Source organism: Micromonospora sp. WMMD964, assembly GCF_029581455.1.
Taxonomy (GTDB): Bacteria; Actinomycetota; Actinomycetes; order Mycobacteriales; family Micromonosporaceae; genus Micromonospora.
Map to the genome: position 1 here is coordinate 3983647 of NZ_CP120860.1, position 16505 is coordinate 4000151.

At 69.1% G+C, this 16505-nt stretch carries 13 protein-coding genes; 11 read left to right on the plus strand and 2 right to left on the minus strand.

The genetic code is table 11. The annotated features are described in order from the left end of the window. The first annotated feature begins 79 nt into the window (after positions 1–79). The 8 genes from O7616_RS18225 (at position 80) to O7616_RS18260 (ending at position 11449) form a co-directional block, all read left to right on the plus strand. Positions 80–682 (plus strand): hypothetical protein, encoded by a 603-nt coding sequence (locus O7616_RS18225; RefSeq protein WP_282303102.1) that lies wholly within the window; start codon positions 80–82, stop codon positions 680–682. A gap of 177 nt (positions 683–859) precedes the next feature. Continuing rightward, complete coding sequence (locus O7616_RS18230) at positions 860–1678, plus strand: basic amino acid ABC transporter substrate-binding protein (RefSeq protein ID WP_282303103.1); 819 nt, start codon at positions 860–862, stop codon at positions 1676–1678. Positions 1679–1754: 76 nt separating this feature from the next. Beyond that, a complete protein-coding gene (locus O7616_RS18235) occupies positions 1755–2549 on the plus strand; it encodes an amino acid ABC transporter permease (protein WP_282260178.1) in 795 nt (264 codons plus the stop codon). A gap of 4 nt (positions 2550–2553) precedes the next feature. After that, positions 2554–3393, plus strand: a complete 840-nt coding sequence (locus O7616_RS18240; protein ID WP_282260177.1) for an amino acid ABC transporter ATP-binding protein — start codon at positions 2554–2556, stop codon at positions 3391–3393. 553 nt (positions 3394–3946) lie between these two features. Next, complete coding sequence (locus tag O7616_RS18245) at positions 3947–4951, plus strand: multicopper oxidase domain-containing protein (RefSeq protein ID WP_282303104.1); 1005 nt, start codon at positions 3947–3949, stop codon at positions 4949–4951. Positions 4952–4968: 17 nt separating this feature from the next. Next, a complete protein-coding gene (locus tag O7616_RS18250) occupies positions 4969–8904 on the plus strand; it encodes a ThuA domain-containing protein (protein WP_282303105.1) in 3936 nt (1311 codons plus the stop codon). Between the two features lie 8 nt (positions 8905–8912). Further along, positions 8913–10439 (plus strand): copper-binding protein, encoded by a 1527-nt coding sequence (locus tag O7616_RS18255; RefSeq protein ID WP_282303106.1) that lies wholly within the window; start codon positions 8913–8915, stop codon positions 10437–10439. Positions 10440–10471: 32 nt separating this feature from the next. Then, positions 10472–11449 (plus strand): hypothetical protein, encoded by a 978-nt coding sequence (locus tag O7616_RS18260; protein ID WP_282303107.1) that lies wholly within the window; start codon positions 10472–10474, stop codon positions 11447–11449. A 65-nt stretch (positions 11450–11514) separates the two neighbouring features. Here O7616_RS18260 and O7616_RS18265 read toward each other — a convergent pair whose 3' ends face one another. After that, a complete protein-coding gene (locus O7616_RS18265; RefSeq protein WP_282303108.1) occupies positions 11515–12018 on the minus strand; it encodes a hypothetical protein in 504 nt (167 codons plus the stop codon). Positions 12019–13344: 1326 nt separating this feature from the next. On the opposite strand from O7616_RS18265, the gene O7616_RS18270 reads away from it, so the two are divergent. The 3 genes from O7616_RS18270 (at position 13345) to O7616_RS18285 (ending at position 16078) form a co-directional block, all read left to right on the plus strand. Continuing rightward, positions 13345–14556: a helix-turn-helix transcriptional regulator gene (locus tag O7616_RS18270; RefSeq protein ID WP_282303109.1), complete on the plus strand. Its 1212-nt coding sequence runs from the start codon at positions 13345–13347 to the stop codon at positions 14554–14556. Between the two features lie 512 nt (positions 14557–15068). Then, a complete protein-coding gene (locus tag O7616_RS18280) occupies positions 15069–15347 on the plus strand; it encodes a hypothetical protein (protein ID WP_282303111.1) in 279 nt (92 codons plus the stop codon). A gap of 53 nt (positions 15348–15400) precedes the next feature. Further along, positions 15401–16078, plus strand: a complete 678-nt coding sequence (locus O7616_RS18285; protein ID WP_282303112.1) for a hypothetical protein — start codon at positions 15401–15403, stop codon at positions 16076–16078. Between the two features lie 60 nt (positions 16079–16138). Here O7616_RS18285 and O7616_RS18290 read toward each other — a convergent pair whose 3' ends face one another. Then, the gene (locus O7616_RS18290) at positions 16139–16477 is read right to left on the minus strand and encodes a CU044_2847 family protein (protein WP_282303113.1); all 339 of its coding nucleotides are present in this window, start codon (positions 16475–16477) and stop codon (positions 16139–16141) included. Positions 16478–16505 lie beyond the last annotated feature (28 nt).

A 16505-nucleotide genomic window follows, 5' to 3' on the forward strand; every position in this document is an offset into this window, starting at 1 on the left:
TGCGATGGCGCGTCGCACCGGCCGGCCTTCCTACCTGTCGGACAGAGCCGACGAACGTCGTCGTCGCACAACGCGCATCGTGGCGGTCGCGGGGGCCATCGCACTGGTCACCGCGCTGCTGGGCGGGCTCATCGGCTACCAGGTCGGTCGTCCGGACGCCACCGCGGCGACGATCGCGAGCATCCAGGAGGCCGACGCGAAGCGGGACGCCCAGCAGATCGTGGAGCTGATCGAGACGGCCCGCAGTGTCCGCGACCAGATCGCCCCCGTCCTGGCCGCCGTCGAGGAGGAGAAGTCCGCCGGGCGGGCGCCGGATGCGGGCCGGGCGCGTACCTGGCAGGAGACCATGCGCAAGGCCGCCGAGCCGTTCGCCGACCCGCCCTCGGGGACGACCGCCACGAACGTGGCCCGGGGAGGTCTGCGCGGCGCGGTGCAGCAGGCGTCGCTCGCCGTCGACACCTACGCCCTGGCGGCCGGGGTCCCCGCCGCCCACCAGGCGGCCCTGCTGGACCTGAGCACGCGGCAGGCGGCCGAGGCGGCAACGGTCTGGTCGGTCGCGGCGACCCAGCTCGACCAGATCAGCATCGACGCGGGCCACGGCCACCAGCACGTGTTCCTGGACACAGACCCCCACGAAGGGGCCCTCACCCCGGACGGCGCGGCCGAGGGTACCGGCGGCTGAGGCCCGTTGCGGCACGTCTGTCGGATTCGCCGACGGGGGCCGTCGTGCCGCGTCGGCACGGCGGCCCCCGCGTGATCTTGGGGTCGACTCGCCGGATCGGGTACGGTCGCTAATCGCAAAGTCTATGAACCAGACTGGCTTTCTATGCGATGGAAGCCGAACCGGAGGGACACAGCCGTGAGGTTCCCAAGCGCCGTGCGTCAGGCCGGTCTCGTCGTGGCGATCGCCGCCCTCGCGGTGACCGCGGGCTGCGCCAAGAAGGACGACAGCGAGGTCCAGGCGAGCGGCGTCAAGCTCGTCACGGCGGGCAAGCTGACCGTCTGCACGCACCTGCCGTACCCGCCGTTCCAGTCGAAGGACGCCAGCGGCAAGGTGACCGGCTTCGACGTCGAGATCATGGACCTGGTGGCCAAGGAGTTGGGCGTCGAGCAGACGATCGTCGACACCCCGTTCGAGGGGATCAAGTCCGGGCAGGACCTGAACACGGGCAAGTGTGACGCGGCCGCCGCCGGGATGACGATCACCGACGAGCGGAAGAAGGTGCTGGACTTCTCCGACCCGTACTTCGACGCGACCCAGGCTCTGCTGGCGAAGACCGGCACGGCGTACAAGTCGCTCGACGACCTCCGGGGCAAGAAGCTCGGCGTCCAGGCGGCCACCACCGGCCGTGACTACGCCAAGAAGTTCGAGGCGGAGAAGGGCCTGCAGCTCGTCGAGTTCGAGGACCTCGCCGCCCTGCAGCAGGCCCTCGCCAACGGCCAGGTCGAGGCCGCCGTCAACGACCTGCCGGTCTGGACCGAGTACCTGAAGAAGAACCCGGGCGGGTTCGAGGTGACCGCGGAGTTCGACACCGGCGAGCAGTACGGCTTCCCGGTGAAGAAGGACGCCAACCCGGAGTTGCTCAAGAAGATCAACGAGGTGCTGGCCAAGGCCAAGCAGGACGGCACGTACGACACGATCTACGAGAAGTGGATCGGCAAGCGGCCGAGCGCCTGATCGCACACGTAGTGCCGGAGGGCGCGCGTCCCGCGCGCCCTCCGGGTCGGTCACTCCGGGAAGGCAACGAGCCAACGTGAAGCTGCGACGCCGCCAGCGGGAGCGGCTGTCCCTTGGGATCCAGTACCTGGTCTTCATCGCCGTCCTCGCCGCGGTGGCGTTCGCCGCGGACTGGGGCCGGTTGGCCGACGCGTTCTTCCGGGTCGACATCATCACGTCGATGTTCCCGACGATCATCACCGTCGCGTTGCGCAACACCGTCCTCTACACGCTCGGCGCGTTCGCCTTCGGCCTCGTGTTCGGCACCGTCCTCGCGCTGATGCGACTGTCCCGGGTGGCGCCGTACCGCTGGGTGGCGACGGCGTACATCGAGTTGTTCCGGGGCCTGCCCGCGCTGCTGGTGCTCTTCCTCGTCGGCTACGGCATCCCGATCGCCTTCCCCGAGCGGGAGATCCCCGGTGGCGTGTTCGGGTCCATCGCGATCGGTCTCGGACTGACCGCCGCGGCCTACATGGCGGAGACCATCCGGGCCGGCATCCAGGCCGTCCCCAAGGGGCAGATGGAGGCGGCGCGCACCCTCGGCATGTCGCACTTCACCGCGATGCGTACGATCGTCATCCCGCAGGCGTTCCGGATCGTCATCCCGCCGCTGACCAACGAACTCATCCTGCTCACCAAGGACTCGTCGCTGGCGTACGTGCTGGGCGTGACGGCGCAGACCATCGAGATCACCAAGTTCGGTCGGGACATGCTCAACGACCGGGTGAACGCCACCCCGCTCCTGGTGGCCGGCCTCGCCTATCTGATCATCACCCTGCCCCTGTCCCAGGTGGTACGTCGCCTCGAACTCCGCTACGCCAAGGCCCGGTGACCCCATGACGACGACCCCGCCCCGCCCCGCCGTCGAGATCCGCGACCTGCACAAGTCCTTCGGCCCGCTGGAGGTGCTCAAGGGCATCGACTTCGAGGTCGGCCAGGGCGAGGTGGTCTGCGTCATCGGCCCGTCCGGATCCGGCAAGTCGACGCTGCTGCGCTGCGTCGACTTGCTGGAGGAGCCGACGGCCGGGCGGATCTGGGTGAACGGGGTCGAGATGACCGACCCGGACGTCGAGATCGACGCGGCACGCCGCAGCATCGGCATGGTCTTCCAGTCGTTCAACCTGTTTCCGCACCTGACCGTGCTGAACAACCTCACCATCGCCCAGCGTCGCGTGCTGCGGCGTGGCCGCGCCGAGGCCGAGCGGATCGCTCGGGCCAACCTGGAACGCGTCGGGCTCACAGACAAGGCCGACGCCTTCCCGGCACAGCTCTCCGGCGGGCAGCAGCAGCGGGCCGCGATCGCCCGGTCGCTGTCGATGGAGCCGAAGCTGATGCTCTTCGACGAGCCGACCTCCGCGCTCGATCCCGAGCTGGTCGGCGACGTGCTCACCGTCATGCGCAAGCTGGCCGAGGACGGCATGACGATGATGGTGGTCACCCACGAGATGGCCTTCGCCCGCGACGTCGCCGACCGGGTGGTCTTCATGGACGGTGGGGTGGTGGTCGAGCAGGGACCGCCGCACGAGGTGCTCGGCGACCCGAAGCACGAGCGGACCCGCGCGTTCCTCTCCCGGGTCCTCGACCCGACCCGGGTCGCCCGACTCGGTCAGACCGACGAGTCGCCCGAGCCGCCGGAGGCCCCCGCCCTGCCGTCCGACGACCGCCACGCTCTCTGACGCCCCGGACGCCCTCGACCCGCCTCGGCTCGACCCGCCTCGGCTCGACCCGCCTCGGCTCGACCCGCCTCGGCCCGCCTCGACCCGCCTCGACCCGCCTCGGCCCGCCTCGGCCCGCGCCCTCCCTTGATCGACACGACATCGTCGACGTGGGGGTATCGCGCGGTCTGAATGCCGCCACGTCGGCGATATGGAGTGGATCATGCGCTCGGGGTGCCGCGGCGTCGGCAGTGTGGGAGTGTCGGGCTGGTGGGACGCCGCCAGATCGGCGATGTTGAGTGGATCGAACGCGGCCTGACCGGCGCAGGTGTGCTCAGACCTGCGTGTCAGCTTCATGTCAATCGAAGGCCGTCGTGATGTCAAGGTAATCTTTTTGCAATCAGACCTGTACTTTCGTCGATGGATTACATAAGTTGCTGTCATCCACCGAAAGTTCTGAGCCTTCCGAGCCAAGTTCGCGACGAGCCTCATCCTCAGTCGTGCTACCGCCCCCGTGCTCGGGTCGATGCACCCTGCCCTCGTCGCGTCTTCGCCCGGTCGGGAACGGAGACCCATGGACGATCACGCTGGTGGTCCTCACCGCCACCTCTCCCGTAGATCGCTGATCGCCAGCGGAGCGCTCGCCGCCGGAGCGCTGGGCGCGTCCGCCCCGGCGATCGGCGCCGCGTTCGGAGGCAGCCCTGCCCGGGCCGCCGCGGGCGTCACCAAGAAGATCACCATCTACGCCGAGCAGTTGCCGGGCAACCTGTTCGGCTACGGCCTGGCACCCGGCCAGGCCACCGTCCCCGGGCCGGTCCTGGAGATGTACGAGGGCGACACCCTGGAGATCACGCTGGTCAACACCACCAACCAGCGGCTGTCCATCCATCCGCACGGGGTGGACTACAGCACCGACTCCGACGGTAGCCCGTTCAACGCCTCGTTCAACAATCCCGGCGAGACCAGGACGTACGTCTGGCGCTCCCACGAGATGGTGGCCGCGTCGGGTCGGCGGTACATGCCGGGCAGTGCCGGCTACTGGCACTACCACGACCACGCGATGGGCACCGACCACGGCACCGGCGGAGTCGCCAGGGGCCTGTACGGGGCGCTGATCGTCCGGCGGCGCGGCGACATCCTGCCGTCGAAGCAGTTCACCGTCGTGTTCCACGACATGATGATCAACAACAAGATGGCCCCGGCGACCCCGATGTTCGAGGCGAACCTGGGCGAGCGCGTCGAGTGGATCGCCATCGGGCACGGCAACCTGTTCCACACCTTCCACCTGCACGCCCACCGGTGGGCGGACAACCGCACCGGAATGCTGGAGGGGCCGAGCGACCCCAGCCTGGTCGTCGACAACAAGGACCTCAACCCGGGCAGTTCGTTCGGTTTCCAGGTGCTGGCCGGAGAAGGCGTCGGACCAGGGGCCTGGATGTACCACTGCCACGTGCAGACGCACTCCGACGGCGGAATGGCCGGGATCTTCCTGGTGCGCAACGCCGACGGCAGCATGCCACCGGGCGCCGAAGAGGCGATCCACCGGTTCCAGGGCCACACCCACACGCACGGAAGCTGACCGAAAGTGGGGACGGGATGACCAGGACGATACGACGAACCCTCGCCGCGGTAGCGGCCGTCGCGACACTGATTCCCGCGACGACGGCGGCAGCCGCGCCGCGAACGGCAGCCGCCCCGCAGGCGGCGCAGGCACAGCGGACAGCGGTCCTCGTGTTCCACGGACCGGTGGCCGAGCAACAGGACCCGGTGGCCCGTGCGGTGGACACCATCGAACAGCTTGGTGCCGGTCATGACATCGATGTCACGGCCACCACGGACCCTGGCGTGTTCACCACGGCGGGGCTGTCCGCGTACCGCAGCGTGGTCTTCCTCTCCGCGACGGGCGCCGCGCTCAACCGCGACCAGGAGTCGGCGCTGCAGAGCTACATGAAGGCCGGCGGCGGTTTCGTCGGCATCGCCGACGCGGCCCGCGCCCAGGTCGACTCGGCCTGGTTCACCGGCCTGATCGGCGCCCGCCCGGCCGGCGCCATCCCGGTGGCCGAGCCGGTCGCCCGGGTGACCGCCAGCGGCGAGAACCCGCCGAACGAGACCAAGGAGAAGCTGACCGACGGCGACGCCAACACGAAGTGGCTGGTCCGCACCCCGACCGGTTGGGTGGCCTACGAGCTGGCCGCCGCCAAGCGGGTGACCGGGTACGCGTTGACGTCGGCCAACGACTCCTCCGGCCGCGACCCGAAGGACTGGACCCTGCAGGGCTCCACCGACGGCCAGAGCTGGACCGATCTGGACCGGCGCACCGGCCAGACCTTCCCGGACCGGTTCCAGACCCGCCGGTTCGACATCGCCACCCCGCAGGAGTTCACCCGCTACCGCCTGAACATCACCGCGAACAGCGGCGAGCCGTTGACCCAGCTCGCCGACCTGCGCCTGTTCACCGGCAGCACCACCGAGCCGGAGCCGCCCGCGGTGAACCGTGCGGTGGTGAACATCCTGGACCGCAAACACCCGGCCACGGCGTCGCTGCCGCTGACCATCACCCGCTCCGACCGGTGGGAGAACTGGGACCCCAACCCGATCGGCACCGTGCACACCCTCGCCCAGGTGGAGGAGCGGCACTACAACCCGGGTGCGGCCGCCAACGGCCCGTTCCACCCGGTCTCCTGGTGCCGGGACTACGACGGTGGCCGGTCGTTCTACACCGGCATGGGCCACACCGAGGGCAGCTACGGCGAGGAGGCGTTCCGCACCCACCTCACCGGGGCGCTGAACTGGACCACCGGCCGGGTCCGCGGCGACTGCCAGGCCACGATCGCCGCGAACTACAAGGTGGAGCGGCTCACCGCCGCCAACCAGACCGGTCAGCTCGACCAGATCGGCGAACCGCACGGGCTCACCATCGCACCCGACGGCACCGTCTTCTACGTCGGCAAGGCGGCCTGCCCGAGCGGCCCGATCGCGGACTGGAACAACCCGAACGTCGGCAAGGGCTGCGGCACCATCCACTCCTGGGACCCGCGGACCAAGCAGGTCAAGCTGCTCACCACACTGGAGGTGATGGGCAACCGGGGCAGCGGCTCCGAGCTGGTCAAGAACGAGGAGGGCCTGCTCGGCATCGTGCCCGACCCCAAGTTCGCCGAGAACGGCTGGCTCTACGTCTACTGGATGCCGCACGAGTCGATCGACCGGGTGAAGCGGGTCGGGCAGCGCACCGTCTCCCGGTTCACCTACGACCGGCAGGCGCAGACCGTCGACCAGAGCACCCGCAAGGACCTGCTGCAGTTCCCGGTGCAGATCCACAGCTGCTGCCACGCCGGTGGTGGCATGGCGTTCGACGCCAAGGGCAACCTCTACGTCGGCTCCGGCGACAACAACTCCTCCGAGGGGTCGCAGGGCTACTCCGGCAACAACTGGACCCAGGAGTACGAGGGCATCTCGTTCCAGGACGCCCGCCGCACGTCGGGTAACACCAACGACCTCGCCGGAAAGATCATCCGGATTCACCCGGAGGCGGACGGCACGTACACCATCCCCGAGGGGAACCTGTTCCCGCCGGGCACCGAGAAGACCCGCCCGGAGATCTACGTGATGGGCGTGCGCAACATCGCCCGCCTCCAGATCGACCCGAAGCACCAGTGGCTGACCGCCGGCTGGGTCGGCCCGGACGCCTCGTCGCCCAGCCCCACCTTGGGCCCGGCGAAGTACGAGACCGCCACCATCATCACCTCCGCCGGTAACCAGGGCTGGCCGTACTGCATGGGCAACCGGCAGCCGTACCGGGACCGCAGCAACACCGACGCGACGGTCCTCGCCGGCTGGTACGACTGCGACGACCTGAAGAACGAGTCGCCCCGCAACACCGGGCTGGTGGACATCCCGGCCGCCCGGGACAACATGATCTGGTATTCACCCGACGGCGGCGGCCCGGTGTTCCCGAAGCGCACCGACGGCAGCGACCTCCCGACCTACGTCGCGGCCGACGCCACCTACACCCAGCCGTACCTGCGCGGCGGCGGGCAGGCCATCATGTCCGGCCCGACGTACCACCGCAGCCTCGTCGACACCGACAGCGGTGTGGCGTGGCCGGAGCACTGGGACGGCAAGTGGTTCATCGGTGACCAGTCGAACGCGGCCAACCGCGTCGCGGTGACCGTCGACCCGGCCGGTGTGCCGCAGGCCGCCCCACCGGTGTACGCCGAGTCGCTGCGGGCCATCATCCCCGGCGGCAACGGCGACACCCGACTGCAGAGCTGGATGGACGCGAAGTTCGGCCCGGACGGCGCGCTCTACCTGCTGGACTACGGCGGCGGGTTCTTCAGCCTGCACCCCAACCAGAAGCTCATCCGGATCACCTACACCGGCGGCGCACCCACCCCGGTACCGGCGGCGAACTCGGTCGCCGTGCAGAACAAGCCCCTGACCATCGCCTTCGACGGCGCCCGCTCCGGCGGTGTCAGCCACCGGTGGGAGTTCGGCGACGGTGCCACGTCGACCGAGGCGAACCCCCGGCACACGTACGCCGAGGTCGGCACCTACACCGCGAAGCTGACCGTCACGTACGCCGACGGTGAGAAGGCGACGGTGCAGAGCACTGTCACGGTGGGCTGCGCGGTGCCGGACGACCGGCAGAACGTGTGGCTCGGCGACACCGACACCGGCGTGCCCAGTCGTACGGTCGGGCAGGGCTGCACGGCCAACGACCTGATCGACGACGAGAGCACGTGGGCCGACCACGACGGTTTCGTCCGGCACGTCAAGGCGGTGGCCCAGGCGTTGCAGGACGACGACCTGCTCAGCGCCCGGGAGGCCGGCACGCTCACCCGGCTGGCCGCCGCGTCCGAGATCGGCCGGGACGGGCACACCGGGTACGAGCCGCTCTTCGACGGCACCGCTGAGTCGCTGCGCGGTTGGCAGCAGGCGCCGACCGGATCGTTCGCGATCCAGCCGGACGGTTCGCTGCGGCCCAGCGGAGGTCTGGGCATGCTCTGGCACACCAAGGAACTCGGCGACTTCTCGCTGCGGCTCCAGTTCAAGGACATCGCACCGGGCACCGGCCGGGCCAACACCGGGGTCTTCACCCGGTTCCCGGACCTGCGAACCCCTCTGGAACAGCGCCCACCGGGCAGTTGCGGCACCGTCGGCTCGGCCCGGACCTCGGCCGCGTGGATGGCGATCTACTGCGGACACGAGATCCAGATCTACGACGGTGAGACCGGCGAGCCACAGAAGACCGGCTCGGTCTACAACTTCGACCCGGTTCCGTTCGCCCAGGCCGGCGTCACCCCGAAGAACGAGTGGAACGACTACGAGATCCGCGTCGTCGGACAGCACTACACGATGATCCGCAACGGCGTGGTGATCAACGAATTCGACAACACACCCGGCAAACAGTCGTCGCGTGCCGGCGACCCGCCGACGGACCTGCGGCAGTTCCTGCGCGGCTTCATCGGTCTGCAGAACCACGGTGACAACGACCTGGCCGAGTTCCGCAACGTCCGCGTACGGGAACTCTAGGAGATACGATGCCCCGACGAATAACGGCAGTGCTGGCGGCGCTCCTGCTCACGGTGACCCCGTGGGTGGCGACGCCGGCCTCCGCCGCCCCCCGAGCCGCCGAACAGGTGCTGACCTGGACCGCCGACGGCGACATCACCCGCTACAAGTCCGCGCCCGCCACCGCCGTGGCCGGCGAGACCACGATCATCTGGGAGAACAGCGAGGCCACCGGCAACACCATCGGGATGCCGCACACGCTGACCTTCGACACCAGCAGCGAGGGTTACAACCACGACGTGACCCTCAACATCCTGGCCAGCCCGTTCGACGCCAACAACGGCCGCCACCAGGCGACCGTGACCCTCACCCCGGGCCGTTACCGGTACTTCTGCTCGATCCCCGGCCACGGCCAGATGGTCGGCGAGTTGGTGGTCACCGAGGGCGGCGGGGGTGGCGACACCACACCGCCGACGGTGGCCGCCACCGTGGCGGGTGACCAGGACCCCGACGGCAACTACCTCGGCGCGGCCACGGTGACGGTCACGGCCACCGACGCCGACTCCGGGGTGGAGACCGTCGAGTACCAGGTCGACGACACCAGCTTCGCGCCGTACACCGAGCCGGTGCGGGTGACCGCGATCGGCGACCACTCGGTGCAGTTCCGGGCCACCGACCAGGCCGGCAACACCAGCGCCGTCGGCTCGGTGTCGTTCCGGATCGTCGAGCCGGGGCAGGAGGACACCACCCCGCCGGAGGTGACGGCCGCGCTGACCGGCGACCGCGACGGCGACGGCAACTACGTCGGTACGGCCACCGCCACGCTCACCGCCACCGACAGCGGCTCCGGTGTCGCCACCATCGAGTACTCGTTGGACGGCGCTGCCTTCACCGCGTACACGAACCCGGTCGTCGTGACCGCGGTCGGGATGCACATGCTGCACTACCGGGCCACCGATGTCGCCGGTAACACCTCGGCCGAGCAGATGTCCCACTTCACGGTCGTCGAACCGCCGGCCGAGGACACCACGCCACCCACCGTCACCGCCACGGTGACCGGCGACCGGAACGACGACGGGGCGTACGTCGGCGGCGCGACGGTGACCGTCACCGCCACCGACGCCGAATCGGGGGTGGCGAGCGTGGAGTACGCGCTCGACACCGGCGCGTGGACCGCGTATTCCGCTCCGGTCACCGTTCGCGCCACCGGGGCGCACACGGTGCGCTTCCGGGCGACCGACACCGCCGGGAACGCCGCCGCCGAGCAGTCGACGACGTTCACCGTGGTGGCCGACGGCACCGACGCCTGCCCGGAGTCCGACACCCGGGCCACGGTGATCATCGACGGTGACGACACCGGTGTCCGCAACGTCGACACCGGCAACGGCTGCACCATCAACGATCTGATCGACGAACACGCCGACTACCCCGGCCACGCCGAATTCGTCCGGCACGTCGAGGCGGTCACCCTCGCGTTGGTGACCGGCGGAACGCTGGACCGGCGGCAGCAGGGCGCCATCGTCCGGGCCGCGGCCCGATCGGACGTCGGCGCATGAGTCCTCGACACTTCTCGACAGGGAGTACCACGATGCCCGGACGTACCGTCGCCAAGCTGGCCACCGTGACCGCCGTCGTCGCCGCCTCGGTGCTGACCGTGGCGCCCACCGCCCACGCCGACCTGGTCACCCACTGCATCGGCACCGGCGGTGCGGTGACCGTGCCCAACGACCTGTACGTGCCGGCCGGCGAGTCCTGCGCGCTGACCGGCACCACGATCACCGGCAACGTCACCGTCGCCGCCGGTGCCAACCTGGTGGTGACCGGCGGCCGGATCAGTGGTGAGGTCCGCGTCTCCGCCGACGGCTACCTCGACGCCACGCAGACCACCGTCGACGGTCAGGTGGTGCTGGCCGCCGGTGGGTACGGCATCTTTCTGAAGGACGCCCGGACCGGCACGGTGACCGTGCGGCCGAAGGGCAGCGCGACGATCGACAGCTTCCTGTTCGCCGAGCAGTCGACCGTCGCCGGGAACGTCACTGTCGGTGCCGGTGAGGTCCGGCTCGACCAGGGCACCCAGGTGGAGCGCAACGTGAGCAGCGCCGGCACCTACTACACCGACGTGCACGACTCGTTCGTCGACGGCACGCTGTCGGTGCTCAACAGCGCCACCGGCAGCGTGATGTGCGGCAGCGCGGTGCGCGGCAAGGCCACGTTCGCCGGCAACCTGGGCGGCGTGCAGCTCGGCCCGAACGGTGGGCTGGACAGCTGCGCCTCCGGTGGCTACTGGGGTGCCGACGTCAGCATCACCAGCACCACCGGTGGTGTGACGCTGGACGACAACATCATCAACGGCGGGCTGACCGTCACCGGTAACGACCCGGTCGCCCAGGTGGCCGCCAACAACCGGATCCGTGGTGGCGTGACCGGTGACAAGGCGGCGGCGACCGCCAACCGGGCGGCGCGGGTGGCCGCTCCGGACCGGGAGGACGCCGGCGACCAGCGGGCCGAGATCCGCCGTACCTCGGCGGTGCAGGAGGCCACCGAGGCGGGTGCGGCGAAGCTCTGACCGATCGGCGCGGCGGTGGCCGGTCACCCCGAGGGGTGACCGGCCACCGTCGTCGTATCGACCGGCTAGACGGTCTTCGCGTCGGTGCTGTTGGACAGGGAGTACGGAGTCCATGGCTGATCGACGAACTGCACAGGCCGCTCGATCGGCGAATGGGTATCCCGGCCTTGCTTGTCCTTGGCGACGAGAGGACTCGGCGCGGTAAGGGCGAGATGGTACTCCGCCCAGTAGACCGCGCTGGCTACGACGTAGTCCTCGATCGAGTCCGGCTTCAACAGGTAGACATTCGTGTTGCGGGTCGGTCCGATCCTTGCCTGGATGGCGGCTTTTTCGTCGTCCGTGGGGTGTCGCAGATGGATCGGTCCTACACCGGACCAGCAAGAGATCCGCTCGATGTTCCTGAAGCAGATGTCGAGCATCCGGAACTCGCTGTCGCTGTGACTATCCTCGATCTCCGCAGGGGAGGGGAATCCACGGAACAACGCGTAACCGTGGCCGCCGTGCCGATAGCCGATGAGGCTGAACGACCTGGGATCGGTGAATCCCAGCTTGCCGCGTACCAGGGTCAACAGAAGACCGTCCTTTTGCCCGAGTTCGCTCCACCCTATCTGAGGTGTGACGCAGCTCCCGATCCTGATGCGTCGCGCAGGCCCCGACACCCGACACACTGCTGCCTGTTCGGTCCCACCACATGCTGGACGGATCCGTCCCACCCCTGGCTTGACGGATGATTCGTTCCTGACCGTCGTCGGGATCACCGCAGACGAACTGGACCGTATGAAGGCCACCATCAAGGCCGAGATACTGAGCGTGCTGGCCGAGCGCTCGCCATGCTCGTTACCGACCGGACCCGACCCGCTAGCCCTGACCCGGTGCGCACAGCAGCCGTCAAGCATCAGCCGTGACGGGACAACACTGCTTTTGCCATGAATACGCAGCGTGCCCAGGAGGGAGCTGGGGCAGCGGCACGGTCCGCACTCCAGCGCTACTCTTCGGGTACGGGCACAGCACGATCCCGACCTGTGTTTCCTCGGCCACCTTGCCACGCCTGGCGATGCCCGGCCGAACTCGACCGCCGACCACGTCCGCCCGGCGCAGTCACCCCAGCGCAGCCCGGCCCCGGCTGCGGTCGAGACGACTGCTCGACGCTGCGGAACGGCGGAAGTCAGCCAGCCGAGAAAGTCCTCGTGACCCGGGGGCGTCGGGAGCTATTGCCCACGTGCGCTCTGTTGTTCTCCTCTGCGATGATGTCGCTGCGTGGCTCTTTACGCCGAGGCCAGAGAGACAGTGTGACCGCGCTGTGAAGCGAGCGCGGCGGGAGCTTGCTCGTGGCAGTCATGGGCTCTTCTCGTCCGTATTCTGGTACGGAGCTGTCGATATCGATCGTAAGCACCTCGTCGTCTGGGTCTTGCTCGCCGGTTCCCCGTCCCGTTTGCCCGCCTGGTACTTCCCAAGCAAGGACCGCACCGACTGCGAGTACGACGCGGAACTGCTAGTCGAGATCGAACGGATGCGCGAGACGGTCGTCGCTTGTTTCGCTACGGAGAGTTGGCCGGATGTTGAGCATGTCGACGTCGGGTTCGACTCAGAGGCCCGAGTTAGCGACAGCGGGTGGCAGTATTTCAAGTAGAGCTGATGACGCCCAGGTTCCGGCGGAGCGGCGAACGGCGGGAGGCTGCGACAGCCACGCTGACAGCAACCGCTGCGCACGGCGGGGCATCAGTAGAAGCGGAGACGGACGCGTGGTCCGGGCTGCCGACAGTTGCCGGACCAGGACGGACGTACTGCATAGAGCTTGCCAACGAGGGGTTATGAGGATCTTGGCTGCTCGGTAGCGTTGACGCAACGTCGGCCCTGACTGCGCCTGGTGCTGTCGCGCTACGAGGAGGTTCGGGATGGATTCCCTGCCGGAACTGACCTTCGGGCAGCGGTTGAAGGCCTACCGTGAGCGGTCCGGGAAGACCCGAGCGGTGCTTGGCGGGCTCGTCGGTCGCAGTGCCGAGTGGGTCAAGGCGGTGGAGACCGACCGGATCCTGCCGCCGCGCATTCACATGCTGGACCGGATCGCGCGTGCACTGAAGGTCGAGGTGTCCGCCCTTGCCGGCGAGTTGGGGGCCCGGTCCGCTGTTGTCAACGGGCCCGAGCATCCGGCGCTGGCGTCCGTCCGGGACGCGGTGAACCGCTTCGCAATGTCCGACGAGCTTTCCCCGGAGTCGTTGACGAGCCTGCGCGAGCGGCTTGCGATGGCATGGCGTGCACGTCATCAGGCGTCGGACCATCGTACCGTGCTGGGCGGGTTGCTGCCGGGGTTGCTGCGCGACGTGCAGCGCGCCGCGTTGGCGTACGAGGGTGATGAGCGTCGGCGGGCTCAGGCCCTGTTGGCGGAGACGTTCGGGCTTGCGCAGATGTTCCTCGCCTATCAGCCCGCTGCCGAGTTGTTGTGGCGGGTCGCGGACCGGGCGATGGTGGCGGCGCAGGAGTCCGGCGACCCGGAGGCGGTGGCGTGCGCGGGGTGGTTCCTGTGCCAGGTGCATCGGGATGCCGGTGACTGGGACACCGCGATGGCGGTGACAGTGGACCTCCTGTCAGCGCTGGAATCGCGTGCGGCCGACGGGAGAATGAACCTGTTGGCGCTCTGGGGTGCACTCAACTTCGAGGCCGCGTACACCGCCGCCCGTGCTGGTGAGGAAGGTAGGGCCTGGCGGTACTGGGATCGCGCGGATCGGGTGGCGCAGCGCCTGCCAACGGGCTTCTATCAGCCACAGACGTCGTTCTCGCACGTCGTCATGGGTGCTCATGCGGTGACCGTGGCGGTGGAGTTGCAGAAGTCCGGTGAGGCGGTGCGCCAGGCGCGCCGCCATGACTCCGCAGCGATTCCATCGAGGCCGCGCCGGGCACGCCATCTGATCGAGGTCGCGCGGGCGCACTACGGCAAGGACGACAAGGAAGCGGCCGTTATGACCCTCCGGCAGGCGTACGAGTCGGCACCGGAGACGATCCGCTTCAACGGTTACGCCCGCCAGATGACCGTGGACCTGCTCGACGGTCCGCGTTCCACTCGTGACGACGCCCGTGACCTAGCGATAAAGGTCGGGCTTCTGTCGTGATCCAGGGGTAGAAACCATACCCATTCCGCTCCGCGACTCACCGTAGCTTCGTGCTCACGGGATGCGGCGGGTGGTGCGGGTATCGCCTGGTCGCCGCGTCCCTCAGCTTCGAGGGCAGGAGGCCGTCCTCGTGCTCGAACGAGGGAGAGCTCTTGTGCGGCGCGTGTCGTATGACGAATACCTCTCGGCCGCCGCGCTGACACTCGCCCGAAGACATCGGCCGGTGTGGTCGTGGCGGCTCTGGCGACATGTCTGCCGCTGCGGAGCAGACCTGCCATGCCGTGCCCGGCACCGGATTCCGATCAGCCGTGGCCATTGGCCGCAGGAAGGTGAGCAATGAGCAGCGGGCAGCAGAAGGCGGTCATTGCAGTGCACCCCGGAGGATTGGACGGCAGGTGTAGCCGTTGCCAGACGTGGTGGGCGCGGCTCAGGTCGTACCCCTGCTGGCAGGTCGAATGGGCGATCGGTCGGCAGACGCCGACGATCACCGCTGGCCTCTTGGCGGGTGCGCGGTGAGCGTCCACGGCCCGGTCATGCCGATGTGGAGCTGCGGTGGCTGCGGCCTGCCCTGGCCCTGCAAGACCCGCAAGCGCGAGTTGCGCGCGGAGTACGCGGATGCTCCCGTGTCGCTGGCCCTCTACCTCGGGTCCTACCTCGTGCAGGCGACGGAGGACATGCACTGGACACCGGCCGGTGTACTGCACCGCCGATTCCTCGGATGGTCCAGGGATGCTGAGCTGCCGAATCCAGTAGTGCAGCAACCGTGCCAGCCCGCCCGAGCCAAGCCCTAGTCCAGCGACGCCCTGGCCGGGCCCGTGTCGGAGCGGCCCGTGCTTGCGCGGCGGTGCCTGCGTCGGAAGAATCCCCGACCATCTCGGAAGATCATCAGCCGGAGCGCGGCGCGGACGAGACGGACATCGAGGAGTTCGTCGCCAGCTGCCCGATCGGCGCGGAGTTGGCCGATCAGCTCGTCGGGTTGGCCGACCTGCCCTGGCACGAGCGGGCCGTCACCGGCCCGGCGATGCGGAGCCTCGGCTGGTCCACGGCCGGGGTGCCCACCGACGAGGCGCGCTTCGTCACCCCGGCTGGCCACGCCGTGTACACCGACTACGGCCTGTACCTGCCCTTCGTCCACTACTACGTCGTGGGCGGAGAACTGTGGCCGGACGACTTCTGGGGTTCGCAACCCGGCTGGACGAGCGAGCGAGGTGCCGGGCGCGTGGAGTTCGAGGCGTACCTCGACGCGGGGATCGACCGGTTCGCCGAACGGCTCGGCCCACCGGAGTGCGACATCCGGACCGAGGGCAGGCACCTCGCCATCGGCCGGTACTCCTGGCGGTACGCCGCCTGGCGGCGGGCGGCACCATCCTCGCGGTCGGGCCTGCCCTGGACGGCTACTCCTACGGCCAGGACGAGGAGGCCGTCGTCTACATCGGCGAGTTCGCCGAGGACCGGGCGTTTCCGGCAGCCGCCGACTTCCTCAACCTGCTGCGGAAGTAGGTCGGTGACTCGACGAGGCTGAGCTGGTCCGACGGCTTCTGGCCCGACTGCCGCGATGTCTCCGGCGTCGGGCCCAGCACGCTCACTCGGTGCGCTGAGTCGCCGCGGGCATCGACCACTCGACGGTGACGGCGAAGTTGGCCTCGGTAGCCGTGCGGGCGACCACCACACCGGCCTCCGCCGTCAGCTTGATACCGAACTCGACGGTGACCCGGTCCGGGGTCTTCGCCATACCCCGGACGCTGTCCAGAACCGCCTCGGCTGCCGGGCGGACCCGCGCGAGCGCCTGCTGGAGTGTCTCTCCGGCGCTGCGCACGACGTCGCCGGGCCGACCGACCCGCTCGATACCGGTCCGTTCGTCGGAGACCTCGATCAGAACCGTCTCGCCTCCGTCGACCGGCATCGCCACGACGTGTGTCATCCCGCAACTCCTCTGGGGTCGGTAAGCC

What these genes read in the sequence shown, in the direction of transcription:
- O7616_RS18250 (WP_282303105.1), top strand. Translation starts at nt 4,969, where the DNA reads ATGACCAGGACGATACGACGAACCCTCGCCGCGGTAGCGGCCGTCGCG.
- O7616_RS18245 (WP_282303104.1), top strand. Translation starts at nt 3,947, where the DNA reads ATGGACGATCACGCTGGTGGTCCTCACCGCCACCTCTCCCGTAGATCG.
- O7616_RS18240 (WP_282260177.1), top strand. Translation starts at nt 2,554, where the DNA reads ATGACGACGACCCCGCCCCGCCCCGCCGTCGAGATCCGCGACCTGCAC.
- O7616_RS18270 (WP_282303109.1), top strand. Translation starts at nt 13,345, where the DNA reads ATGGATTCCCTGCCGGAACTGACCTTCGGGCAGCGGTTGAAGGCCTAC.
- O7616_RS18260 (WP_282303107.1), top strand. Translation starts at nt 10,472, where the DNA reads ATGCCCGGACGTACCGTCGCCAAGCTGGCCACCGTGACCGCCGTCGTC.
- O7616_RS18290 (WP_282303113.1), bottom strand. Translation starts at nt 16,477, where the DNA reads ATGACACACGTCGTGGCGATGCCGGTCGACGGAGGCGAGACGGTTCTG.
- O7616_RS18255 (WP_282303106.1), top strand. Translation starts at nt 8,913, where the DNA reads ATGCCCCGACGAATAACGGCAGTGCTGGCGGCGCTCCTGCTCACGGTG.